General features: G+C 71.0%; 20 protein-coding genes. 4 read left to right on the top strand and 16 right to left on the bottom strand.

Features of this window, described 5'->3' with window-relative positions; translation table 11 throughout:
• Nucleotides 1–8: 8 nt before the first annotated feature.
• Genes ACGFW6_RS42970 through ACGFW6_RS43000 form a run of 7 tightly spaced genes read right to left on the bottom strand, consistent with a single transcriptional unit; the run spans nucleotide 9 to nucleotide 7,134 of the window.
• Nucleotides 9–1,037, bottom strand: a complete 1,029-nt coding sequence (locus ACGFW6_RS42970) for a 2-hydroxyacid dehydrogenase (RefSeq protein WP_393522597.1) — start codon at nucleotides 1,035–1,037, stop codon at nucleotides 9–11.
• The gene (locus tag ACGFW6_RS42975) at nucleotides 1,034–2,113 is read right to left on the bottom strand and encodes an ABC transporter ATP-binding protein (RefSeq protein WP_393522600.1); all 1,080 of its coding nucleotides are present in this window, start codon (nucleotides 2,111–2,113) and stop codon (nucleotides 1,034–1,036) included. Before ACGFW6_RS42975 ends, ACGFW6_RS42970 begins: the two co-directional genes overlap by 4 nt.
• The gene (locus ACGFW6_RS42980) at nucleotides 2,091–2,921 is read right to left on the bottom strand and encodes a DeoR/GlpR family DNA-binding transcription regulator (RefSeq protein WP_393522603.1); all 831 of its coding nucleotides are present in this window, start codon (nucleotides 2,919–2,921) and stop codon (nucleotides 2,091–2,093) included. Before ACGFW6_RS42980 ends, ACGFW6_RS42975 begins: the two co-directional genes overlap by 23 nt.
• Complete coding sequence (locus ACGFW6_RS42985; RefSeq protein WP_393522606.1) at nucleotides 2,918–4,003, bottom strand: ABC transporter ATP-binding protein; 1,086 nt, start codon at nucleotides 4,001–4,003, stop codon at nucleotides 2,918–2,920. Before ACGFW6_RS42985 ends, ACGFW6_RS42980 begins: the two co-directional genes overlap by 4 nt.
• Nucleotides 4,000–4,830 (bottom strand): carbohydrate ABC transporter permease, encoded by an 831-nt coding sequence (locus ACGFW6_RS42990; protein WP_393522609.1) that lies wholly within the window; start codon nucleotides 4,828–4,830, stop codon nucleotides 4,000–4,002. Before ACGFW6_RS42990 ends, ACGFW6_RS42985 begins: the two co-directional genes overlap by 4 nt.
• Nucleotides 4,827–5,708, bottom strand: coding sequence for a carbohydrate ABC transporter permease (locus ACGFW6_RS42995; protein ID WP_393522612.1), 882 nt, complete (start codon nucleotides 5,706–5,708; stop codon nucleotides 4,827–4,829). Before ACGFW6_RS42995 ends, ACGFW6_RS42990 begins: the two co-directional genes overlap by 4 nt.
• A 4-nt stretch (nucleotides 5,709–5,712) precedes the next feature.
• On the bottom strand, nucleotides 5,713–7,134 hold the full coding sequence (locus ACGFW6_RS43000; RefSeq protein ID WP_393522615.1) for an ABC transporter substrate-binding protein: 1,422 nt from the start codon (nucleotides 7,132–7,134) through the stop codon (nucleotides 5,713–5,715).
• 167 nt (nucleotides 7,135–7,301) lie between these two features.
• On the opposite strand from ACGFW6_RS43000, the gene ACGFW6_RS43005 reads away from it, so the two are divergent.
• Nucleotides 7,302–8,762 carry an FGGY-family carbohydrate kinase gene (locus ACGFW6_RS43005; RefSeq protein ID WP_393522618.1) on the top strand — a complete coding sequence of 487 codons (1,461 nt, stop codon included), beginning with the start codon at nucleotides 7,302–7,304 and terminating at the stop codon, nucleotides 8,760–8,762.
• On the top strand, nucleotides 8,759–9,394 hold the full coding sequence (locus tag ACGFW6_RS43010) for a histidine phosphatase family protein (RefSeq protein WP_393522621.1): 636 nt from the start codon (nucleotides 8,759–8,761) through the stop codon (nucleotides 9,392–9,394). The genes ACGFW6_RS43005 and ACGFW6_RS43010 overlap by 4 nt, the downstream gene beginning before the upstream one ends.
• A gap of 115 nt (nucleotides 9,395–9,509) precedes the next feature.
• Here ACGFW6_RS43010 and ACGFW6_RS43015 read toward each other — a convergent pair whose 3' ends face one another.
• The 8 genes from ACGFW6_RS43015 to ACGFW6_RS43050 all read right to left on the bottom strand — a co-directional run bounded on the left by ACGFW6_RS43015 (nucleotide 9,510) and on the right by ACGFW6_RS43050 (nucleotide 18,053).
• The gene (locus tag ACGFW6_RS43015; RefSeq protein WP_393522624.1) at nucleotides 9,510–10,151 is read right to left on the bottom strand and encodes a superoxide dismutase; all 642 of its coding nucleotides are present in this window, start codon (nucleotides 10,149–10,151) and stop codon (nucleotides 9,510–9,512) included.
• 109 nt (nucleotides 10,152–10,260) lie between these two features.
• Complete coding sequence (locus ACGFW6_RS43020; RefSeq protein WP_393522626.1) at nucleotides 10,261–11,652, bottom strand: amino acid permease; 1,392 nt, start codon at nucleotides 11,650–11,652, stop codon at nucleotides 10,261–10,263.
• Between the two features lie 121 nt (nucleotides 11,653–11,773).
• Nucleotides 11,774–12,670, bottom strand: coding sequence for a TauD/TfdA dioxygenase family protein (locus ACGFW6_RS43025; RefSeq protein ID WP_393522629.1), 897 nt, complete (start codon nucleotides 12,668–12,670; stop codon nucleotides 11,774–11,776).
• Nucleotides 12,671–12,681: 11 nt separating this feature from the next.
• Nucleotides 12,682–14,022 (bottom strand): LLM class flavin-dependent oxidoreductase, encoded by a 1,341-nt coding sequence (locus ACGFW6_RS43030; protein WP_393522631.1) that lies wholly within the window; start codon nucleotides 14,020–14,022, stop codon nucleotides 12,682–12,684.
• Nucleotides 14,022–14,753 carry an ABC transporter ATP-binding protein gene (locus ACGFW6_RS43035; protein WP_393522634.1) on the bottom strand — a complete coding sequence of 244 codons (732 nt, stop codon included), beginning with the start codon at nucleotides 14,751–14,753 and terminating at the stop codon, nucleotides 14,022–14,024. The genes ACGFW6_RS43030 and ACGFW6_RS43035 overlap by 1 nt, the downstream gene beginning before the upstream one ends.
• A complete protein-coding gene (locus ACGFW6_RS43040) occupies nucleotides 14,729–15,571 on the bottom strand; it encodes an ABC transporter permease (protein WP_393522637.1) in 843 nt (280 codons plus the stop codon). The genes ACGFW6_RS43035 and ACGFW6_RS43040 overlap by 25 nt, the downstream gene beginning before the upstream one ends.
• A 5-nt stretch (nucleotides 15,572–15,576) precedes the next feature.
• Nucleotides 15,577–16,644, bottom strand: coding sequence for an ABC transporter substrate-binding protein (locus ACGFW6_RS43045; protein WP_393522640.1), 1,068 nt, complete (start codon nucleotides 16,642–16,644; stop codon nucleotides 15,577–15,579).
• A gap of 206 nt (nucleotides 16,645–16,850) precedes the next feature.
• The gene (locus ACGFW6_RS43050; protein ID WP_393522643.1) at nucleotides 16,851–18,053 is read right to left on the bottom strand and encodes an ROK family protein; all 1,203 of its coding nucleotides are present in this window, start codon (nucleotides 18,051–18,053) and stop codon (nucleotides 16,851–16,853) included.
• Nucleotides 18,054–18,520: 467 nt separating this feature from the next.
• Between ACGFW6_RS43050 and ACGFW6_RS43055 the strand changes: the two genes are divergently transcribed.
• Nucleotides 18,521–19,102, top strand: coding sequence for a biotin transporter BioY (locus ACGFW6_RS43055; RefSeq protein WP_393522645.1), 582 nt, complete (start codon nucleotides 18,521–18,523; stop codon nucleotides 19,100–19,102).
• Between the two features lie 95 nt (nucleotides 19,103–19,197).
• Here the strand turns inward: ACGFW6_RS43055 and ACGFW6_RS43060 are convergent, their stop codons facing one another.
• Nucleotides 19,198–19,923, bottom strand: a complete 726-nt coding sequence (locus ACGFW6_RS43060) for a hypothetical protein (protein WP_393522653.1) — start codon at nucleotides 19,921–19,923, stop codon at nucleotides 19,198–19,200.
• 232 nt (nucleotides 19,924–20,155) lie between these two features.
• On the opposite strand from ACGFW6_RS43060, the gene ACGFW6_RS43065 reads away from it, so the two are divergent.
• Nucleotides 20,156–22,040, top strand: a 1,885-nt coding sequence (locus ACGFW6_RS43065) for a protein kinase (protein WP_393522648.1), incomplete at its 3' end; no start/stop codon positions are given.

The raw sequence follows: 22,040 nt of genomic DNA on the forward strand, positions 1-22,040 counted from the left end.
TCCTCAGGTCACGTCAGGCAGTTGGCCAGCGGCTCCCCGCGCACCCAGCGCCCCACCTCGGCCGCCGCGATCGCCGCCGCCTTGTGGGCCACCGCCCGGGACGCGCCGCCCAGGTGCGGGGTCAGTACGACACGGTCGGCCAGGGCGTGCAGCCGCGAGTGCGGGGGCAGCGGCTCCCGCGCGTAGGTGTCCAGGGCCGCCGCCGAGAGGTGGCCGTCCTCCAGGGCGGTGCACAGCGCGTCCTCGTCCAGCAGCGGGCCGCGGGCCACGTTCACGACGACCGCGCCCCGCGGCAGCAGGGCCAGCTCCCGGGCGCCGATCATTCCGCGGGTCTCCGCGGTGAGCCGGGCGTGCAGGGTGAGGACCCGGGAGCGGCGCAGGAGTTCGTCGAGGGAGGCCAGCCGCAGGCCGTGGATCTCGCCGCGGGCATAGGGGTCGTGGACCATGACCTGCGCCCCGAAGGCGCACAGCGCCCGCGCGACCCGGCTGCCGACGGCGCCGTAGCCGACGAGCCCGACGGGCAGGTCCTCCAGTTCCAGGCCGCTGTGGTCGTAGGTGTAGTACGTCGAGCCGTCCCAGCTGCCCCGCAGCGCCAGCAGGTGGTGGGCCTGCGGGATGCGGCGCAGGGCGGCCAGCAGCATGCCGACGGTGAACTCGGCGGTGGCGGCGGCGTTGCGGCCTGGGGCGTAGCAGACCCGCACGTCGTGCCGCTTGGCCGCGTCCAGGTTGACGTTCACCGGGCCGCCCCGGCACACGACCACCAGCCGCAGCTCGGGGCGGGCCTCCAGGACGCGTTCCGTCACCGGGCCCATCTGCGTGACCAGCACCTGCGCCCCGGCGAGCGCCTCGATCAGCTCGTCCTCGGCGTCGCTGGCCTCCGTCACCTCGGCCACCGGACCGAACGGCTCCAACGGCCAGCCCAGCGTCAACTCCGTCACGTCGCAGGAGAGTTCATGGCCCAGCGCGTCCTTGATGAGCGAGGGCAGGACGAAGTGGTCGCCGGCGGCCAGCACGCGCACGCGGTTCCCGTTGGTCATCGCAGGGAGTCTCCTGTCTCGGCGTCGAAGACATGGGTGAGATGAGGGTCGGCGGTGACGTGGACGTGGTCGTCGTGGGCGAGGCGGACCTCGGCGTCGGTGAGGACGACGAGGGAGCGTTCGACGCCGTCGAGGGCGAGGGTCGCGATGCCCGACTCCAGCAGGGGCTCATGGGCCACGACGCGGGCGGTGAGACCCTCCTCGCCGGTCAGCGTCAGGTCCTCCGGGCGGATCCCGACGACCACCTCGCGGCCCGCGGCCACCGGCACCGGCAGCGCGATCCGTGCCGTGGCGGAGAGGCGGGCGTGTCCGTCGTCCGTCGCCACCCCCGGAAGCAGGTTGATCGCCGGTTCGCCGACGAAGTCCGCGACGAAGAGGTTGGCGGGGCTGTCGTAGATCTCGTACGGGGTGCCCAGCTGCTGGATCACGCCGTCCTTCATCACGGCGATCCGGTCGGCGAGGGAGAGGGCCTCCTCCTGGTCGTGGGTGACCAGGATGGTCGTATGCCCCAAGTCCCGCTGGATGCGCTTCAGTTCGCGGCGGGTGGTGTCGCGCTGCGCCGCGTCGAGATGGGACAGCGGCTCGTCGAGGAGGAGTACGTCGGGTTCGCGGATCAGCGCGCGGGCCAGGGACACGCGCTGCTTCTGGCCGCTGGACAGGCCCGCGGGGCGGGCATCGAGGATACCGGTGAGGTCGACGCGCTCGGCGATCTCCTCGACCTTGCGGGCCACGTCCCCCCGGTCGGCCCGCCTGCGCGCCCTGAGCCCGAAGGCGAGGTTCTCCGCCACGGTCAGCGGCGGATAGAGGGCGTAGTTCTCGAACGCCACCCCGATGTTGCGCCGCCGGGCCGGCTGGGAGATCACCGACGCACCGCCGACCAGGACGTCTCCGCCGGTCACCGTCTCCAGTCCGGCGATCATCCGCAGGGTCGTGGACTTCCCGCAGCCCGACGGGCCGAGCAGACCGAGCAGCTCACCGGAGCGCAGGGTCAGGTCGATGCCGCGTACGGCGTCCACCGGCGGGCGGCCCCGCACCGCGTAGGTCTTGCGCAGATCACGTAGCTCCAGCCCGGTCATCGCTGCCCTTCGTCGCGGTCGGTGGCTTCGCGCAGACTTCGTAGGTGACCTTGTGCTCGTCCAGGTCCCGCAGCGCCTCGGCCGACGCCCCGTCGTCCACGAGGAGCAGGTCGAAGCGGGACAGGGGGACCACCCGGTGCAGGGCGACCCGGGCGAGTTTGGTGTGGTCGATCAGCAGGACGTTGCGGGCGGAAGCGTCCAGCATCGCCCGCTTCACCGACACGATGTGCTGCTCCTGGTGGTAGGCGTAACCCCCGTGCACGGCCGACGTCGACGCGAAGCAGACGTCCACGCGCAGCTGCCCGATCGCCTCGACGCAGGACACGCCGAGGAAGGAGGAGTGCAGCGGGTCGTAGTCGCCGCCGAGCGCCATGAGGTGGATGCCGCGCTGGTCGGAGAGCATGTTGATCGCCTCCAGGAAGTTGGTGACGACCGTCAGCGGGGTCACCTCCCCGAGCCGCAGCCTGCGGGCTATCTCCAGGGTGGAGGTGGAGTCGTCCAGCATGATCGCCATGCCGGGCTCGACCATCCGCAGGGCGCGCTCGGCGACGGCCGCCTTCTCCGCGCGCATGGTCTTCAGCCGGTACTGCACGTTGGACTCGAAGACCCCGGACGGCTGCGCGGTCACCCCGCCCCGGAACTTGCGGACGATCCCCTGCCGTTCGAGCTCGTCGAGGTCCCGGTGGATGGTCATCAGGCTCACCCCGAACCGTTCGGCCAGCTCGGCGGCGGTGGCGGAACCGTCGGCGAGGACCTGCTCGGCCATGGCGGACTGGCGGGCGGCGGGGCCCTGCTGGGCGTGGTTCATGGTCCGATCCTTCGTCCTGGACGCTCCGGCCGGTCGGCCTCGAACAGCAGCAGGTTCTCAGGCCGGACCGACAGTCGTACCGGATCGTCGGGCCGAAGCGAGGTCGCCTCGCCGCGCGGGGCGACCAGGGACAGGCGCTGCCCGCCGAGCCGGACGGTGACCTCCACGGACCGGCCGAGCACCTCGGTGACGTAGACGGTGCCGGTGAGCTCGTGACCGGGGCCCGCGCCGAGGGTGAGGTCGCGGGGCCGGACACCGATCAGGACGTCGGTGCCGGGCGCCGCCTCCGCCCGGACCGGCAACTCGACCTTGCCGTCGGCGGAACGGAAACCGCCGTCGGCGGTGACCGCGCCCGGCAGCAGATTGATCCGGGGCCGCCCGAAGGCCCGCGCCACCTCCGTGTCATGGGGCCGGTACCAGATCTCCTCCCGCGTCCCCGTCTGCACGATCCGCCCGTTCCGGATCACCCCGATCCGGTCGCCGAGCGCCAGCGCCTCCACGGAGTCATGCGTGACGTAGAGGGTGGTCGTGCGCCGCACCGCGCCGATCGCCTTCAGTTCCGCCCGCATCTGCTGGCGCAGCTTGGCGTCCAGGTGGGACAGCGGCTCGTCGAGGAGGAAGGCGCGGGCGGGGCGGACCAGGACGCGGCCGAGGGCGACGCGCTGCCGCTGGCCGTTGGAGAGCCGGCCGACCGGGCGGTCCAGCAGGGCGGAGATGCCGAGGAGTTCGGCGACCTCGCCGATCCGCTCCCGGGCCTCGGCCGCGGGGAGGCGGTGGCGAGGCGAGCGCAGCGGCGAGGCCAGGTTGTCGTACGCCGACTTGTGCGGGTAGAGGGCGTAGCTCTCGAAGCACATCGCGACACCGCGGTCGTACGGTTCGACGCCGCGCATGTCCCGGCCGTCGAGTTCGACGGAGCCGGCGTCGGGGGTCTCCAGCCCGGCGACGGTCTTCAGGGTGGTGGTCTTGCCCGCTCCCGAGGGGCCGAGCAGACAGAAGAACTCGCCCTCGCGGACCTCCAGGTCGAGGTCGTCCAGGGCCGTGGTCCTCCCGTACGCCTTGCTGATGCCCCGCAGCCGGATCACGACTTCACCGCCCCGAACGACAGCCCGCGCACCAGATACCGCTGGATCGTCAGCGCGAGCAGCAACGGCGGTACGACGGAGACGAGCGCGGCGGCGGCCGTCAGGTTGTACTTGGGCCGGTCGCCGCCGAGGAAGGACAGCGCGCCCACGGTCACGGTCTGCGCCTCGTTGGAGGTCAGGATCAGCGGGAAGACGAAGTTGTTCCAGGCGAAGATGAACGCCAGCAGGGACACCGCCGCCACCCCCGGCTTCACCAGCGGCAGCGCCACCCGCACGAACGCCTGCTTGCGGGTGTAGCCGTCCAGGAGCGCCGCCTGTTCCAGCTCGGGCGTGAGGTCGGCGAAGTAGGACCGCATGATCCACACGATCAGCGGCAGGGTGACCAGCTGGAGCACCCACACCATGCCGACGTACGTGTCGAACAGGCCGAGCTTCTGGTACAGCACGAACAGCGGGATGATCACGGTGAGTTCGGGCGCGAACCGGAACGACAGCAGCGTGAACATCAGGTTCTCGGAGCCCTTGAAGCGCCAGCGCGCCGAGGCGTACGCCGCGGGGAGCCCCACGAGGAGGGAGAGGACCACCGCGCCCACCGACACCACCAGGCTGTTGACGAAGAACCGCACGAACGGGATGCCCTCGCTGTCGCCGAGGACCGTGCGGTAGCCGTCGAGAGTGGGGGAGAAGGAGAAGTAGGTGGAGAAGAGCTCGTTCGTGGGCTTCAGGGAGAGGATCACCATCCAGGCGATCGGGAACAGCGCGAAGACGAAGTAGAGGATGAGGGCGGCGTCCGCGAGCCACCCCAACAGGCGTGTGCGCAGGGTCATTTCGCCTCAGCCGCCTTCCGCTGGATCTTCCCCAGGTGCTTCACCAGCACCATCGCGGCGAGATACACCACGGCCCACAGCACGATGGTGTAGCTGATGCCGAACGAGTAGCGCTGGAAGCGGATCGCCTCCAGATAGGCCCTGATCTGCAGGACGACGGTGGAGTCACCGGGGCCGCCCTCGGTCAGGGCGTAGATGATGTCGAACACCTTCAGCGAGTCCATGAACCGGAAGATCACCGCGACCAGCACGTACGGCCACAGCATCGGCAGCGTCAGCCGCCGGAACGTGTACCACCAGCCCGCCCCGTCGACGGCCGCCGCCTCGAAGGGGGAGGCCGGCAGCGAGCGCAGCCCGGCGAGCGCGAGGATCGCCACGAACGGCGTGTACACCCACACGTCCACGGCGATGGACGACAGCAGCGCCCCGGTCGGGGTGTCCGTCCACTGCACGCCGCCCAGCCCGAAGGGTCTGAGCAGGTGGTTCACGACGCCGACCGACGGCTGGAGCATCAGCTTCCAGATGATCGCGGCGATCACCGGCGCGATCATCAGCGGCAGGATCAGGATCTTCTCCAGCACCCGTCCGACGATCGACGAGCGGTGCAGCAGCAGGGCGACGGTCACGCCGAGCACCGTCTCCACGGCGGCCGCCCCCACCGCGTACAGCACCGTCACCCACGCCGAGTTCCAGAACGCCTCCTGGGTGAAGACGGTCTCGTAGTTCTCGAACCGCACCATGTCCGGCTGCGGCTTGCTCGCCGAGAAGTCGAACAGCGTGTAGTAGAGGCCGAGTCCGAAGGGATAGAGGATCCCGCAGGTCAGCAGCAGGGCGGGGACGATCAGGACGTACGGGCGAAGGGCGAGCCGCCATCCCATCGCGCTAGCCCACCTTGTCGGCGAGGTCGCCCGCCAGCCTGCCGAGCACCGACTCGGCGCCCTTGCCGCCGTAGATCTCCTGGAGGGCCGCGGCCCAGCTGGTGGTGGCGTCGAAGAACTGGGCCTGCGGGGTGAACTGGATCTTCGTCTGGTCGACGACCGTCTCGAAGGTCTCGATGAAGCCCGGGAGGTGCTTCATCTTGTTCTTGTAGGCGGAGTCGTCGGCGATCGACTTCCGCACCGGGTCGATGTGGTTGTGCGTGATCGCGCTTGTGCGCAGGTGCTCCTTGCCGGTGGCCCACTGCAGGAAGAGCCAACTGGCGCTCTTCTTCTTGCTCTTGGCGTTCATGCCGAGCGACCAGATCCACATGTTGGTGGCCAGCGACCCGTCCGGGCCCTTGGGACCGGGATGGAAGGCGATCTTCCCGGAGGCCGGACTCGCCCCCTGAACGGCCTGGAAGTAGGCGGCCGTGTCCGCGTCGAACAGCATCCCGGCCTTCTTCGCGCCGAGGTCGCTGGAGCACTGGTACCAGGTGTACGACGTCCAGGACGGCGGCCCGCCCTGCTTGACCATGCCGGCCCAGTCCTCGGTGAACGCGACGGCCTCCGGGCTGTTCATGGCAGGTGTGAGCTTCCCGTCCTCGACCGTGAAGTCGCGCAGGCCGTTACGGGCGTACATCGTCATGAAGCCCGGGTGGATGGTCGCCCAGCTGCGGGATCCCCGGACGGCGATCCCGTACATGCCGTCGAACCCGGCGCCCGGCGCCTTGCGCTTGATGACGCCGGCGACGTCGCGCAGCTCGTCGAAGGTCTCGGCGGGCCTCAGGCCCAGCTTCTTGAACACGTCGGTGTTGTAGGCGACGACGTTGGTCTCCCAGCCCCACGGCAGCGCGTACTGCCCGCCCTGTCCGAGCGGCGCGCCCGCCTTCAGGGACCACTGGTCGGCCTGGAGGAGGTTGGGGAAGAAGTCGGCCTGGTCCCATTCGGCGCCGGTGGCGGAGGAGTTGCGCATCCAGGGGCCGAGGTCCTCCAGCCAGCCCGGTGGGCCGTACTGCCAGACCATGTACGCGCCCAGCATGAACACGTCGTACGAGGCGCGTCCGCTGGAGAGGTCGACGGTGAGCTTGTCGAAGTAGTTGTCCTCGGGGAAGACGTCGTACTCGACCTTGATGCCGGTCTGCTCGGTGAACGACTTCAGGTCGGCGATCAGTGCGTCGGTGTACGGGTGCTTGTTCAGCAGTGCCTTGACGGTGGTGCCCTTCTCCCGCTTCCAGTCGAAGGAGCCGGTGACGTCGTCGGCCGCCGAACCGTCGCTCTTGCTGTCGTCGCCGCCGAACCCGGCACCGCAGGCGGTGAGCAGGGGCGTGGCGGCCAGGGCGCCGCTCAGCGCCAGGAACCGTCGGCGGTCGTGCGCGTGCGTGTCCATCCGTGACCTCCACGTGGGGTTCGGCCATCCGGGTGCTTGCGGTTAACACGGCGAGTCGACTCGTTAACAGAGGGTGGAACGGCGGAAGTTGGGCGTCAATCCCTCGCGCACGGGAAAATATCGGTGCAGAGTGAGAAGTTAACGGATCCAGATGTGCGGGAGGCCGGATGACTGACGAGCACGAGGCCTGGCTGGGGATCGACCTGGGCACCCAGAGCGTGCGGGTCCTACTGGTCACCGGGGACGGCACGGTCCTCGGCAGCGGCTCGGCGCCCCTCGCCGGCTGGCGCGACGGCGTGCGGCACGAGCAGGATCCGGGACAGTGGTGGGAGGGCGTGTGCACGGCGTCCCGGACCGCGCTGGGTTCCCGCAAAGGCACGCGGATCGGCGGGCTCGCGGTGTGTGGGACGTCCGGGACGGTGCTGCTGACGGACGGGGCGGGGCGGCCGATGAGCCCCGCGCTGATGTACGACGACGGACGGGCCACCGCGCACGCGGCACGGGCGCGGATGGCCGGGCTGGCGGTGCAGGACACCTGGGCCCTGCCGAAGGCGCTGTGGCTGACCGAGACGTACGGCCCCGGCCGGATCACCCACCAGCCGGACCTGGTCGTCTCCCTTCTCACCGGCGAACTGCCGCCGGCCGACTCCAGCCACGCCCTGAAGACCGGCTACGACCCGGAGCGCGACGCATGGCCCGCCATGCTGCCCCGCCTCGGCCTGCCCGACACGGCGATCCCGGACGTCGTACGCCCCGGCGCCTCCCTCGGCCAGGTCACCGCGTCCGCCGCCGATGCCACCGGCATCCCCGCCGGGACCCCCGTCATCGCCGGGATGACCGACGGCTGCGCGGCCCAGATCGCCTCCGCCGCGCTGCGCCCCGGCTCCTGGAACTCCGTGCTCGGCACCACGCTGGTCCTCAAGGGCGCCTCCACCACGCCGGTCCGGGACCCGACCGGCGTGGTCTACAACCACCGTGCGCCGGACGGCGGTTGGCTGCCGGGCGGTGCCTCCAGCGTGGGCGCGGGCGTGCTCACGGCGGCGTTCTCGGGCGCCGATCCGGCGGCCATGGACACGCTGGCCGCCGCGTACGAGCCGTCCGGCGCGATCGCCTACCCGCTGGTGTCACCCGGCGAACGCTTCCCGTTCCGCGCGCCCGAGGCCACCGCGCTGGTCCTCGGTGAACCGGAGTCGGACGCCGACCTGTGGGCGGCGCTCCTGCAGGGCGTCGCGTTCACCGAACGGCTCTGCCTGGACTACCTGCACCACCTGGGCGCCCCCCTCGACGGCCCCCTCACCTTCACGGGCGGCGCCGCCCGCAGCCGGTACTGGAACCAGCTGCGCGCCGACGTCCTGGGCCGCCCGGCCCGCGTGCCGCGGGAGACGGAACCCGCCCTGGGAATGGCCGCGTTGGCGGCGTACGGTACGAACGCGGCACCCTCTCTCGCGCAGGCCGCGGAAGCCATGGTCCGCATCGGCGCGACCGTCGAACCCCGCCCCGACCGCACCGCCCGCTTCGCCGAGCCGTACGCCCGCCTCGTCGACGAGCTCACCGCACGGGGCTGGCTCCCGCCCCCGGTCGCGGCGCACGCGCACGCCCGCCTCGACGGGGATACTGCGGACTCATGAGCACGAGCACCCATGCGACGCTGCTGCTGGCCCGGCACGGACAGACCCTGTGGCACGCCGAGAACCGCTACGCCGGCATCAGCGACGTGTCCCTTACCGACACGGGCCGCGCCCAGGCCGACGCCCTCGGCTGCTGGGCCGCCGCCCACCCGGTCGACGCGATCTGGACCTCGCCCCTCTCCCGTGCCGTCATCACCGCCGACCCGGCCTGCCGTGCCCTCGGCCTCACCCCGCACCGCGAACCCGGCCTGCGCGAATGCGACTTCGGTGTGCTGGAGGGCCGTACGCTCGCGGAGTTCGAGGCCGAGGACCCGGCCGCGGCGGCGGCGTTCCGCGCCGACCCGGTGGCGAACCCTTTCCCGCGGGCCGAGGACCCGGCGGCCGCCGCCGGGCGCGGCGCCGCCGCCCTGCGCAGGATTGCCGCCGCCCACCCCGGGGAGCGCGTCCTCGTGGTCGCCCACAACACCCTCCTGCGTCTCGTGCTGTGCACACTGCTGTCGATCCCCGCCCGGGACTACCGCAGGGTGTTCCCCCGGCTGCGCAACGCCGCGATCAGCGAACTCCGCGTCCCCACCGACGGCCCCGCCGCCCTGCTCTCCCTGAACGTGCCCTGCGACCCCGACCTGCCGTAGACATGGGAGGCCCCCGCGAGTCACGTCCTCGCGGGGGCCTCCGTCATTCCGCCTGCCGGTCGTGAAGGGTGAGAAGACGATCACGAGGCAGGACGACTGTCACGGCTCTCTGCCGTCAGGGCGCGAGCAGCAGGACGTCCGTGCGGGACTTGGCGGCCTCGTAACGGCGGGCCACGTCGTGCCAGTTGACGACCTGCCACATGGCCTCGATGAAGTCGACCTTCTGGTTCCTGTACTGGAGGTAGAAGGCGTGCTCCCAGGCGTCGAACACGAGGATCGGCGTGGCGCCCTGGCCGGCGTTGCCCTGGTGGTCGTAGACCTGCTCGACGATCAGCCGCCCGCTCAGCGGCTCGTAGGCCAGCACACCCCAGCCCGAACCCTGCGTGGTCGCGGCGGCCTTGGACAGCTGCGCCTTGAAGTGCGCGAAGGACCCGAAGGACTCGGCGACGGCGTCCGCCAGGTCACCCACCCCGTCCGCGGCGAGCGGCTCGCCGCCGCCGTCACCGGTCATGTTCTGCCAGTAGATGCTGTGCAGGATGTGCCCGGACAGATGGAAGGCCAGGTTCTTCTCCAGGCCGTTGATCGACCCCCACGACTCCTTGTCCCGCGCCTCGGCCAGCTGCTCCAACGTGTCGTTGGCGCCCTTCACGTAGGCCGCGTGGTGCTTGTCGTGGTGCAGCTCGATGATCTCGGGGCTGATCACGGGCGCGAGCGCGGAGTAGTCGTAGGGCAGTTCCGGGAGTGTGTAGACGGGCATGAAGAAGGGTCCCCTCAGAGCTCTTGTTGCAAGTAGCTTGCAACAACAAGCTAACAGCAAAAAGCCCCCGTGTGGATCACACGGGGGCTTTGCCGGGGTCCGGGGCGTGTCAGGCGCCGGCGCGCCTGCGCTGCCAGGCGTAGCCGACGGCCGCCAGGAGCAGCGTCATGACGCCCGTCGAGTACAGCTGCACCCGGGTGTCCGGCTCGCGCGCCATCAGGACGAAGATCCCCGCCATGCCGGCCATCGCGACCCAGGTCAGCACCGGGAAGGCCCACATCCGCACGACCAGCTTCTCGGGGGTCTCGCGCTCCAGGCGGCGGCGCAGCCGCAGCTGGGAGACGGCGATGAGGATCCAGACGACCAGGATGACCGCGCCGATCATGTTCAGCAGCCAGGGGAAGACGTCGTCCGGCCGCCAGTAGGACAGCACGACGCACACGAAGCCGAAGACGGAGGAGGCGAGGACGGCGACGCGCGGGACGCCGCCCGAGACCCGGCCCAGCGCCGCGGGGCCCTGGCCGCGCTGGACGAGGGAGTACGCGATGCGCGAGGAGCCGTAGATGTTGGCGTTCATGGCGCTGAGCAGGGCGACCAGGACCACCACGTTCATCAGCTGACCGGCGCCCGGGATGCCCAGGTGGTCGAGGGTGGCGACGTACGGGCCCTTCTCGACGACCTCCTTGGAGTCCCAGGGGACCAGGGTGACCACGACCGCCATCGAGCCGATGTAGAACAGGGCGATGCGCCACATGGCCGTGCGGACCGCGCTCGCGACACCGCTGACCGGGTCCTCCGACTCGGCGGCCGCGATGGTGACCGTCTCCATGCCGCCATAGGCGAACACCGAGGCCAACAGGCCGATGATCAGTCCCTCGCTGCCGTTCGGCAGGAATCCGCCCTCACCGGTGAGGTTCGCGGTGCCCGGCGCGTCCGTGCCCGGCAGGACACCGGCGATGGCGAGCCCGCCCAGCACCAGGAACAGGGCGATCGCGCCGACCTTCAGCGCGGCGAACCAGAACTCGAACTCGCCGAAGTTCTTCACGGCGGCCAGGTTCGCGCCGCAGAAGACGACCATGAACAGGGCCACCCAGGCCCACTCCGGCGTGCCCGGCAGCCAGCCCGTCACGATCTTCGCGGCACCGATGCCCTCCAGGCCGACGGCCGTGCAGAGCAGTACCCAGAACGACCAGCCGGCCGTGAAGCCGGCCCAGGGTCCGATGGCCCGCTCGGCGTGCGCGGAGAACGAACCGGAGGAGGGATACGCGGCCGACATCTCGCCGAGCATCCGCATCACCAGCATCACGAGGAGGCCGGAGATGACGTACGCGATGACGATCGAGGGGCCGGCGGCGGCGATACCCGCTCCGGACCCGACGAACAGACCGGCGCCGATGACACCACCGAGGGCGATCATCGACAGGTGACGCTGTTTGAGACCGTGGGAGAGGGAGACGTCGTCCGCTCGCGCGGGCGTCTCCGTGGAGGTGCTGTCCTGCATGGGCGCGGCTCGTCCAATGCGTGAGAGGGCAAAAAACGCCCACAGTGTGGTCAGCCTCTCCGCTCAGAAGGAGCGGCTGACCACTATGCGGACACTCACCGCACGGTGAGTGACATGGGCGTCACGCAGCGACGGGCGTGTAGTGCGAGGCGTCGCCCTCGATCGAGTGGCTCGCCTTGCCCTCGATGCCGACCGGCACGTCACCGGCGACGGTCACCCGGTGCAGACGGCGCGGCTGTCCGTCGTAGTTGTCGACGGCGTAGTGCTGGGTGATGCGGTTGTCGAAGACGACCAGCTGGTTCTCCGACCAGCGGTGCCGCAGGATGTTCTCCGGCCGCGTGACGTACGCCTGCAGCAGGTCGAGGATCCTGCGGGACTCGCCCGGCGACAGACCCACGATCCGCTGCGCGAACCCGCCGATGAACAGGCCCCGCTCACCGGTCAGCGGATGGACGCGGACGACGGGGTGGACCGTGCGGTACTTGATCGACGTGAACTGGGCGCGCTGGGCGGCCTGCCGCTCGTCGACCTCCTCGTCCGCCACGGCGTAGTCGTAGTCGTTGGTGTGCTCCGCCCACAGGGTGTCCGCGAGCTTCCGCAGCGGCTCGGGCAGCTGCCGGTAGGCCGCCGCCGAACTGGCGATCAGGGTCTCGCCGCCGTACGGCGGGATCGTGATCGAGCGCAGGGTGGTGGCCTGCGGCGGGTTGAGGACGAACGTGACGTCGGTGTGCCAGTGGTTGGCGGCGCGGCCACGCTCGCTGTCGACCGGGAGGACGTTCGGGGTCCCGGCGATCGAGGAGACGGTCGGGTGGGCGGTGGTGACGTCGCCGAAGTGGCGGACGAAGGACTGCTGGGTGGCGTCGTCCAGGTTGACGTCGTCGAAGACGAGCGCCTTGTGGACGTTGAGGGCCTCGCGCAGCGCGGCGACCGTGTCGGAGCCGAGCGGCCGGTCGACGTCGACGCCGGACACGCGGGCGCCGATGTGCGCGGTGACCTTGTGGATTTCGATGCCGGACATGGGCGGTCCTTTCAGACGAGGGCGTTCTCGCGGGCGGTGTACTGGTTGGCGGGGCGCGGCAGGCCGTAGCGCTCGCGCAGCGTGCGGCGCGGGCCGTACTCCTCCCGGAGCAGGCCGCGGGCGCGCAGGATCGGGACGACGTGGTCGACGAAGGCGTCGAGGCCGGAGGGGAGCACCGGCGGCATGATGTTGAAGCCGTCGGCGGCGCCCCGCGTGAACCAGGTCTCGACGGCGTCGGCGACCTGCTCGGGAGTGCCGGCGAAGGTGAGGTGGCCGCGGCCGCCACCGAGCCGCCCGATCAGCTGCCGGACGGTCAGCCGCTCACGCCGGGCCAGCTCCACCACGAGCGTGTAGCGGCTCTTGGCGCCCTCGACCGCGTCCTCGGAGGGCAGGTCGTCGGGGAGCTGAGCATCCAACTCCAGTGTTCCGGGCTCCAGTTGCAGCAGGCTCTCCAGCCGGCCCACCCCGTGCGTGTACACGATGTGGTCCTCCAGCACCTGCTCGGCCGCCCGTGCCTCGGCCTCCGTCGAGCCGAGCACCGGGACGATGCCGGGCAGCACCTTGATGTGGTCGGGGTCGCGGCCGGCCGCCGCCGTACGCGCCTTGAGGTCGGTGTAGAAGGCCCGCGCGTCCTCGATCGTCTGCTGCGCGGTGAACACCGCCTCCGCGTACCGGGCCGCGAACAGCCTGCCGTCCTCGCTCGACCCGGCCTGCACGAGCAGCGGATAGCCCTGCGGGCCGCGCGGGACGTTGAGGGCGCCCTCGACGCTGAAGTACGTCCCCCGGTGCCGGGGCGGGTGGATCTTGGTGTCGTCGCCCCACACCCCGGCCGCCTTGTCGGCGACGATCGCGTCGTCCTCCCAGCTGTCCCAGAGCTTCAGGGCGACGTCCAGGAACTCGCCGGCCCGGGCGTACCGCTCGGCGTGCGCGGGCTCCGCGTCGAGGCCGAAGTTGCGGGCGGCCTCCGCGCCGGCCGTGGTGACGATGTTCCAGCCCGCCCGGCCGCCGCTGATGATGTCGAGCGAGGCGAACTTGCGGGCCAGGTTGTAGGGGGAGTTGTAGGAGGTGGACGCGGTCGCGATCAGGCCGATGTGCTCGGTCGCCGTCGCCAGTGCGGTGAGCAGCGTCAGCGGCTCCAGCGCGCCGGCCGGCCGCTGCGCGAGGTTGTTCCACAGCTGCGGGCCGTCGGCGAGGAAGAGCGAGTCGAAGGTGCCGTGCTCGGCCGTGCGCGCCAGACGGACGTAGTGGGCCAGGTCCACATGCGCGTACGGGTCGCTCTCGGGCAGCCGCCAGGAGGCCTCGTGGTGGCCGGTGTTCATCAGGAAGGCGTTGAGGTGGAGCTGTCTGGTCATCAGTGGTCCTCTGTGACGCCCAGCGCCGCGAGCAGTCGTTCGCGGTACTCGCCGAGCAGCGGATCCCGGTAGGTCCGTGGATGCGGCCGGTCGATGGTCAGGTCGAGGCCGATCCGGCCCCGGTCGAGCACGAGCACCCGGTCGGCGAGCACGATCGCCTCGTCGACGTCGTGGGTGACGAGCAGTACGGAGGGGCGGTGGCGTTCCCACAGCTCCCGCAGCAGGTTGTGCATCTTGATCCGGGTGAGCGCGTCCAGCGCCCCGAACGGCTCGTCGGCCAGCAGCAGTTCGGGTTCGCGGACGAGCGAGCGGGCCAGCGCCGCGCGCTGCTGCTCGCCGCCGGACAGCTCGCTCGGCCAGGCACGCTCGCGGCCTTCCAGCCCGACCTCGGCGAGGGCCTCGCGGCCCTTGCGCTCCGCCTCCCCGCCGTCGAGCCCGAGGAGGACGTTGGCCAGGACACGGCGCCAGGGCAGCAGCCGGGAGTCCTGGAAGACGACGCTCACCCGGTCCGGCGCGGTGAGCTGCCCGCTGCCGGTGACCTCGTGGTCGAGCCCGGCGACCGCGCGCAGCAGGGTGCTCTTGCCGGAGCCGCTGTGCCCCAGCAGGGCCACGAACTGGCCGGCGGGGATGTCCAGGTCGATGCCGTCGAGCACGACGCGTTCATCGAACGACCGGGTCAGCGACCGGAGTCGGACGGCGGGACGGGTCAGCTGCTCAGTGTGCGGCGCCATGACAGCACCCTCCGTTCGACGAGGCGGACCGTGCTGTCCGAGACGAGGCCGAAGATGCCGTAGACCACCAGGCCGACGAGGATGACGTCCGACTGGCCGTAGTTCGTGGCCTGGAACATCATGTAGCCGAGGCCGCTGGTGGCGTTGATCTGCTCCAGGACCACCAGACCCAGCCAGGACCCGGTCACACCGAGCCGGAGTCCCACGAAGAACCCGGGCAGCGCGCCGGGGACGACGACCTCCCGGATGAAGCGCAGCTTCGACAGGCCCTGCACCTCGGCGAGTTCGACGAACCGGTTGTCGATGCCGGACAGGGCGGCATGCGTGTTGAGGTAGATCGGGATGTAGACGACGATGGCGATGATCGCGATCTTGAAGGTCTCGCCGATGCCCAGCCAGAGGATGAACAGCGGGATCAGACCCAGCGTCGGGATCGCCCGGTTGAGGTTCACCGTGCCGTCGATCAGCGCCTCCCCGGTGCGGGTGAGCCCGGAGGCCAGGGCCAGCACCACGCCCGCGGTCAGACCGATCGCGAAGCCCGACGCGGCCCGCTGCAACGAGGTGACGATGTCGGTGATCAGCGTCCCGTCGGTCCACAGGTGGACGCCGGTCTCCACCACCGTCCAGGGCGCGGGGATCGCGGCGGGGTCGAGCGCCTCGGCGGCGGACGCTACGGCCCACAGCGCGAGCACCAGCAGGGGCCCGGCGAGCCGGGCGGCGGGCAGGCGTTTGCCCGGCGCGAGAGCGCGGCGGCGTTTTCGGGGCCGCTCGTCGACGGTGACGACGGCGGCTGCCTTGTGCAGGGTGGTCGTGGTCATGGCGGTCACTTCCGGTACTCGGCCGGTACGGACTTCGCGGCGATGCCCTCGAAGCGGTGGTCGAAGAGCCCGCTCACGTCGAACTTCTTCACGAAGCCGCCCTCAGCGAGCAGATCCGCGGTCTCCTGCTCCCACTCGATCGCCTCGTCCCAGCTCGGCGGGAACAACGGCTTGTTGGCGAGCTCGGTGATCGCCTCGGCCTGGGACAGGGTCAGGTTCTGCGTCCTGACGTAGAACTCCCGGTTCCAGACGTCCGGGTGCTCGTACGTCCACACCTGGCCCTTGGCCCAGTACGGGATGTACGCGGCGACCGCGGCGGCCTTCGCGGAGTCGTTCAGCACCGAGGCCGGTGCCCACAGCAGGTTGAGCAGGTCGACGACGTCGGTGGTGATGACGCGGGCGCCCTTGCCCTCGTACTGCTTCAGATAGGCGGGCGCCTGGCTGTTGCCGAGCGGGGCGATGTCGACCTGCCCGGACTGCAGGGCCGTGAGGAACTGGTTGCTGGTCAGCGGGACCAGTTCCACCTCGTCGTACGTCAGCCCGGCCTTCTTCAGCGCGCGCAGCAGGACGACACCCTGCGCCTGGCCCTGTGAGAAGGCGAGCTTCCTGCCCTTGAAGTCCGCCACCGAGCGGATGTCGCTGCCCGGCTTGGTGGCGAAGAGGTAGTTGGGCTTACGGGTGATGTTGATCGCCACGATCTTCGCGTCGAAGCCCTGGTAGTACGCCTGGATCGGCGGGATGCCCGCGTTGTTGGCGAGGTCCAGCGACTTGGCCCGGAAGGCGTTGATGACATCGGGCCCGGCGCCGATGTTCAGCCAGTTGCTGACCGTGAAGGGTGGATCACCCAACTTGGCCAGCTTGAACTGGAGTTGCTGAGTGTTCTGGAAGGAGGAGATCTTCAGGCTGGTACCGGTGGGCACCTTTTTGGCGAGCGGGGCGGTGGAGGCGCCCTCGCTCGCGGCGGCCGCACTGCTGTCGGCGCAGCCGCTGAGTCCGGCGATGCCGGCCGCCGCGCCGAGCAGGGAGGTGAGGAAGAGCCGTCGGTCGACGCCGGACACGGGGGAAGAAGGCATGGGAGGACTCCGTGAGTTCAAAAGGAAAGAAGGCATGCCGAATTCCGGTCCGAAAGAGGCCGGGAAAGGGAATTCAGGCAGGAAGAAATGAGCGCTTCACACGCGGCGACGTGTCAGCAACAGAGGGTGCGACAGCTCACGAACAGGCTCATGAGCAGTAGGTTCCCGGCCATTGGTGTCCCTTGTCAACATTCCGAGTTTCTGAATTAAATAGCCTCAGGTGCCGCGCCCAACGGATCCCGGTACAACACGTCCAGAGCCACCGAACCGCCGGCCACCGCGAGCACGGAATCCGCGAAACTCGTCGGCGCGACGGCCGCCGCCCGCTCGCTGCCGACCGCGCCGCGCAGCGCGGCGAGACAGTCGTCCCGGCTCAGCACACCCAGTTCGGTGACGACGACGGTCTCCGGGTTGAGCACGTCGAGCAGCAGCCCCACCGCCCGCCCGGTCATCCGCGCCCGCTCGGTCAGCAGCCGCACGGCCACCGGATCGCCGTCCCGTGCGGCGCGCACGACATGCCGTGGATTCGTCCCCTCGATGACCCCGGCCGCCCGCGCCCGGCGGCACAACGTCCGCTCGCTCAGCTCGGCCTGGAGGCAGCCGACGCGACCGCACACGCAGGGCTCCGTGCCGCCCGGCACCGGCAGATGCGCGATGGCGCCGGCCTGGGAGCGAGGGCCGTGGTGCACCTCGTCGCCGGTCGCGAAGGCCGCGTCGACGACGTTGCCGACGAACAGGTGCAGGACGCTGCCGCTGCTGCGTGCCCGCCCGAACAGCCGCTCCGCGTTCACCAACGCCCGCGCGTGCCCGTCCACATGCACCGGCAGCCCGGTGCGGGCACCGAGCACCTCCCGCACCGGAACCTCGCGCCAGCCCAGCAGCGGGTGCTCGACGACGACCCCCGAGTCCCGGTCCACCCAGCCCCCCGCCGCGAAGCCGACGCCGAGCGGCCGGCTGTCCCGCGCCGCGTCCAGCAGCGCGGCCAGCCCGTCGGCGGCCCGGTCCAGGACGTCGTACGGATCCATGTCGCCCGTGTGCCTCAACTCGCGCTCGGCGACGACCCGTCCGCGCAGATCGAGCAGCGCCACCGTGGTGTGCGGCACCGCCACATGCACCCCGCCCACCACGAACCGCGAGCCGTCCAGGTCGACCGGCACGTGCGGCCGCCCGACCCCGCCCGACTGCCGGGGCGCGGCAGCCTCGCGGATCAGCCCGAGCCGGGTGAGACGGGCGCAGTGGTCGGTCACCGACGCCGGTGACAGCCCGGTCAGGCGGGCGATGGTGCTGCGCGCGACCGGTCCGTGCTCCAGCACGGACCGCAGGATCACACTGGCGCTGGTCCGACGCCGGTCACGGTCGGCGACACGGGGGATGGGGGACGAAAGGGTGGGTGCCGCGGTACGGGGCATGGGGTACTTCCTCGGGAGCCGGTCCGACACTGCGCCGTCTGCTGCGGGCGAGCCGGGCCGGAGTCACCGCGGTCCGACTCACCCCGGTCGGCGACAGGCGGCCGCGCCCACGCGTCGCAGGTCGACGTGGCGACGCGACGTGAAGTTCCGGGACTGGGCGACCATGCGCTCGAAGCTAGCAAAGCGGACCACCGCTGCCCAGACGGCGACCGACGGGCGAGACGGCTCTTCACACGTCGGCAACATGTTTGGCGCATTCCCACAGTCGGCCCCAAGGCCCGTTCTGTGAGTCGTACGTCCCCGCCTCAGTGACCGGGGTCACCCCGTACCCGGTGTAACCGCCACCCTTTGTCCGGAGCCGACTAACCCCACGATCCGGCCTTTGTCGACCACTGACGGTGAGGGACCGAAACACCCTGGGATAGCGTCACAGCGTCCCGTACCGCCCTCACCCTCGCGGAGTCCCCATGAGCACGGCAGCCGCCGCCCCCGCCCGCCCCGGTCAGGTCCTCGCCGACCTGCTCCCGGCTTCCCGCGTCCGCGACATCGCGCTCGTCGCCGGCGGCGCCGCGTTCACCGGCCTCGCGGCCCAGATCTCCGTGCCCGTGCCGGGCTCCCCGGTGCCGGTGACCGGTCAGACCCTGGCGGTGCTGCTGGTGGGCACGGCCCTCGGCGCCGGCCGCGGCTTCCTCGCGCTCGCGCTGTACGCGCTGGCGGGCGTCGCGGGCGTGCCGTGGTTCGCGGACGGCACCTCCGGTGCCGCCGCCCCGTCGTTCGGCTACATCCTCGGCATGATCCTCGCCTCGGCCGTCGTCGGCGCCTTGGCCCGCCGCGGCGCCGACCGCACCGCCCTGCGCACGGCCGGCGCGATGCTGCTGGGCGAGGCGATCATCTACGCCGTCGGCGTCCCCTACCTGGCCCTGGCCACCGGCATGTCGGCGTCCGCCGCGATCGCGGCCGGCCTCACCCCGTTCCTGATCGGCGACGCCCTGAAGGCGGCCCTGGCGATGGGCGCGCTGCCCACCGCCTGGAAGCTGATCAACCGCTGACGCGGTAGCTCCAGCGCAAGAGGCTCGCCGGGTCGACGACTTCGACCGGGCGAGCCTCTTTTTCCTTCCCCGCGCCGGACGGTGAGCCCGCGGGCTCAGTCCGCGTGCCGCCTCGGCCGTCGCAGCTGCGACCACCACAGCCCGGCCGCGCCCGCCGCGATCAGTGCCGCGCCGGCCGCGCCCAGCGGCAGGACGTCACGACCGAGGCCGGTCTTGGGCAGTTCGTCGGGGCCGGGCGCCGCCGGCTTGTTGTCGGTGCCGAGCAGCAGCGGCGTGGCCGGGGCGTCGGGCGACGGATTCGTCGTTCCGAACGGCACCGGACCCTGCTGCCAGTACGTCTTCTTGCCGTCGCCGGTCTGGACGGGGAGACAGATCTTGCCCTCCTTGCCGAGGTCGTACGTCGCGGCTACGGCGTACGACTTCGACTCACCTGCCGGGAGATTGTCGAGAGGGCAGGCGAAACCGCTGTTCGAGCCCTCCGGAAGACTGTTTTTCTCGATCGCCGAACAGCCTTCGACATTCTTGACCGTGAGGCCGTCGAACCCGACGACCAATAGCTGGATCTTTCCGCTGTCCTCGGTCCCTTCGTTCTTCACCGTGGCAGTGATCTCGGTTTCTTGCGAACTGTTGTTCACCGAGATTTTCTCCGGCAGCTCGGTGGTGAGCTTCACCCCCGACGGCGCCGCGTCGATGACCTTTCCCCCCTTGCTGCTGCCGGGTCCCTGGTCGTCCGCGCCGGCGGTGACGGAAAAGATCATCACTGCCGAAAAAGATGTCGCGACCAGCGATCCCGCGATGGCCGTCGTGCGACGAGAACTCATGTTCGTCCCCCTTGCCTGCGCCTGAATTCGCAGTACTTGAAGAGCTACCACAAGATTTCTCCGCACTATGCTGGTACGGCACGAAGTGTGACCATTGTGTTTCAATGGCGGATGTCCGATGCGGCATCGAGGGGGGTGCAGTGGATTGCCGGGGAATACGAGGAGTGGCGGGGTTCCAGGTGTACTGGTGACGGGGCGCTATCGATTGGTCGAGAGTATCGGCCAGGGGGGAATGGGGCGCGTGTGGCGAGCGGTCGACGAAATCCTCGATCGACTGGTCGCCGTCAAGGAAATGCGCATCGACGGCCTGGACCCGGAGGACACCCGCACACGCCGTGAACGCACCCTGCGCGAGGCCAGGGCGACGGCACGGATCGACCACCCCAACGTCGTACGGGTCTACGACGTGGTCGACGAGGGCGAACGTCTGTGGATCGTCATGGAGTTGGTGGCCGGCCGCTCCCTGGAACGCATCATGGCCGAGGAGGGCCCGCTGGGTCCCGGCGAGGCGGCCCGGATCGGGATGGGCCTGGTGGCCGCGCTGCGGCAGGTCCACGACCGGGGTGTGCTGCACCGGGACATCAAGCCGGGCAACGTGCTGGTGGAGACCGAAGTGCGGCGCGGGCGGGGCCGGGTGGTCCTGACGGACTTCGGCATCGCCGCGATCCAGGACGCGAAGGCCCTCACCATGGTCGGCATGCTGGTCGGTTCCCCCGACTACATGGCACCCGAGCGCATCTCCGGCCGCCCCCAGGGCCCGCCGTCGGACATCTGGTCCCTGGGCGCGACACTGAGCGCGGCCCTCGCCGGGCGCTCCCCCTTCTCCCGCGACACGACCCTGGCGACCCTGCACGCGGTCCTCTACGAGGAACCCGAACTCCCCGCCACGGCCGGCCCGTTGCGGGACGTCCTCGCCGCCCTCCTGGAGAAGGACCCGACCCTGCGCCCCGGCCTGGACGACCTGGAAACGGCCCTGCAACCGGTGGCATACCCGACCCCCACCCCGACGGTGCCGGTCCTGGGAGGAGTACTGCCCTGGACAGGGACGGACCGGCGGAACGGCCGGGAGGACGGGCCGGGGACGGCGACCGGAGGGGACGGGCCTCCGGCGGCACCGGAAGGCCGGTCCGCGGTGGTGCCGGACGGTGCCGGGTCTCCGGTGGTGCCGGAGGTTGATGGGCCTCGGGTTGTGCCGGGAGACCGGTCGGCGGTGGTGCCGGAAGGCGATGCGCCTGAGGCGGTGCCGAGCGTGGACGAGCCTGCGTCGGCGCCGAAGACGGGGCACGCGGCGGTGGGGGCGGGGGTGGAGCCGGCCGCCGTGGTGCCGGGGCTGGAACCGGACGTGGTGACACCAGGGGCAGAACAGGCCGCGGTGGTGCCGGAGGGTGCCGATTCTGCGGCGGTGTCGGGCGGGGGAGCGGTGCCCGAAGCCGAGACCGGCCGTGAGGGGCAGAACGCCGGGGCGGGGTCGCGGGTTTCGCAGCCCGAGCCCGAGCCCGAGCCCGAGCCCGAGCCCGAGCCCGAGCCCGAGCAGGGCGTCGATCAGGCCGCGCCCGCCGGAGGGCAGCAGCCGGGCGCGGAGCCGCGGTTGGGGACGGGAGAGGGGCAAGCCCCGAGCGCCGAGCAGCAGTTGGCGCCGCCGTCTCGGGACGCGCTCATACCGGGAGCAACTGCCGCCCGGGAGCACGGAACGGCCTCGGGACCGGTACCCGCGTCCGAACGGCCGCCCGGGCCCGGTTCACACTCTGAGCCGTCGCCGGCCCCGACGCCCGACCCTGGTCCACCGCCCGAGTCCTCTCCGACTCCCGCCCTCATCGACCCCACCCGCGTCCAGTTCCCACCCGACCCCCGCCGGCCGCCGGACGACATCCACGACGCGATACCGCCGGGACACGGGCCGGTCCCGACCAAGGACGCCCGAAGCGAAGAGGCCCGAAGCGAGGCTCCCCGCATCGAACCGGCGCCCATCGGACCCACGAACTCCGGGCCCGCACCCGTCGAACCCACGAACTCCGGGCCCGCACACGCTCAGCCCGCACACACCGAAACTCCCCCCACCGAGCGGGCGCGACCGGCACCCCAGGCCCATCCCACGCCCGTCCCACCCACGCCCGTCC

Origin of the sequence: Streptomyces sp. Y7, assembly GCF_043195415.1 — a bacterium.
GTDB lineage: Bacteria > Actinomycetota > Actinomycetes > Streptomycetales > Streptomycetaceae > Streptomyces.

Bases quoted from the DNA above. Each gene is read 5' to 3' on its own strand.
- ACGFW6_RS43045 (WP_393522640.1), bottom strand. From the start codon at position 16,644: ATGCCTTCTTCCCCCGTGTCCGGCGTCGACCGACGGCTCTTCCTCACC.
- ACGFW6_RS42975 (WP_393522600.1), bottom strand. From the start codon at position 2,113: ATGACCGGGCTGGAGCTACGTGATCTGCGCAAGACCTACGCGGTGCGG.
- ACGFW6_RS43050 (WP_393522643.1), bottom strand. From the start codon at position 18,053: ATGCCCCGTACCGCGGCACCCACCCTTTCGTCCCCCATCCCCCGTGTC.
- ACGFW6_RS43015 (WP_393522624.1), bottom strand. From the start codon at position 10,151: ATGCCCGTCTACACACTCCCGGAACTGCCCTACGACTACTCCGCGCTC.
- ACGFW6_RS43005 (WP_393522618.1), top strand. From the start codon at position 7,302: ATGACTGACGAGCACGAGGCCTGGCTGGGGATCGACCTGGGCACCCAG.
- ACGFW6_RS43055 (WP_393522645.1), top strand. From the start codon at position 18,521: ATGAGCACGGCAGCCGCCGCCCCCGCCCGCCCCGGTCAGGTCCTCGCC.
- ACGFW6_RS43035 (WP_393522634.1), bottom strand. From the start codon at position 14,753: ATGGCGCCGCACACTGAGCAGCTGACCCGTCCCGCCGTCCGACTCCGG.
- ACGFW6_RS43030 (WP_393522631.1), bottom strand. From the start codon at position 14,022: ATGACCAGACAGCTCCACCTCAACGCCTTCCTGATGAACACCGGCCAC.
- ACGFW6_RS43040 (WP_393522637.1), bottom strand. From the start codon at position 15,571: ATGACCACGACCACCCTGCACAAGGCAGCCGCCGTCGTCACCGTCGAC.
- ACGFW6_RS42970 (WP_393522597.1), bottom strand. From the start codon at position 1,037: ATGACCAACGGGAACCGCGTGCGCGTGCTGGCCGCCGGCGACCACTTC.
- ACGFW6_RS43025 (WP_393522629.1), bottom strand. From the start codon at position 12,670: ATGTCCGGCATCGAAATCCACAAGGTCACCGCGCACATCGGCGCCCGC.
- ACGFW6_RS42990 (WP_393522609.1), bottom strand. From the start codon at position 4,830: ATGACCCTGCGCACACGCCTGTTGGGGTGGCTCGCGGACGCCGCCCTC.
- ACGFW6_RS43010 (WP_393522621.1), top strand. From the start codon at position 8,759: ATGAGCACGAGCACCCATGCGACGCTGCTGCTGGCCCGGCACGGACAG.
- ACGFW6_RS42995 (WP_393522612.1), bottom strand. From the start codon at position 5,708: ATGGGATGGCGGCTCGCCCTTCGCCCGTACGTCCTGATCGTCCCCGCC.
- ACGFW6_RS43020 (WP_393522626.1), bottom strand. From the start codon at position 11,652: ATGCAGGACAGCACCTCCACGGAGACGCCCGCGCGAGCGGACGACGTC.
- ACGFW6_RS43000 (WP_393522615.1), bottom strand. From the start codon at position 7,134: ATGGACACGCACGCGCACGACCGCCGACGGTTCCTGGCGCTGAGCGGC.
- ACGFW6_RS42980 (WP_393522603.1), bottom strand. From the start codon at position 2,921: ATGAACCACGCCCAGCAGGGCCCCGCCGCCCGCCAGTCCGCCATGGCC.
- ACGFW6_RS43060 (WP_393522653.1), bottom strand. From the start codon at position 19,923: ATGAGTTCTCGTCGCACGACGGCCATCGCGGGATCGCTGGTCGCGACA.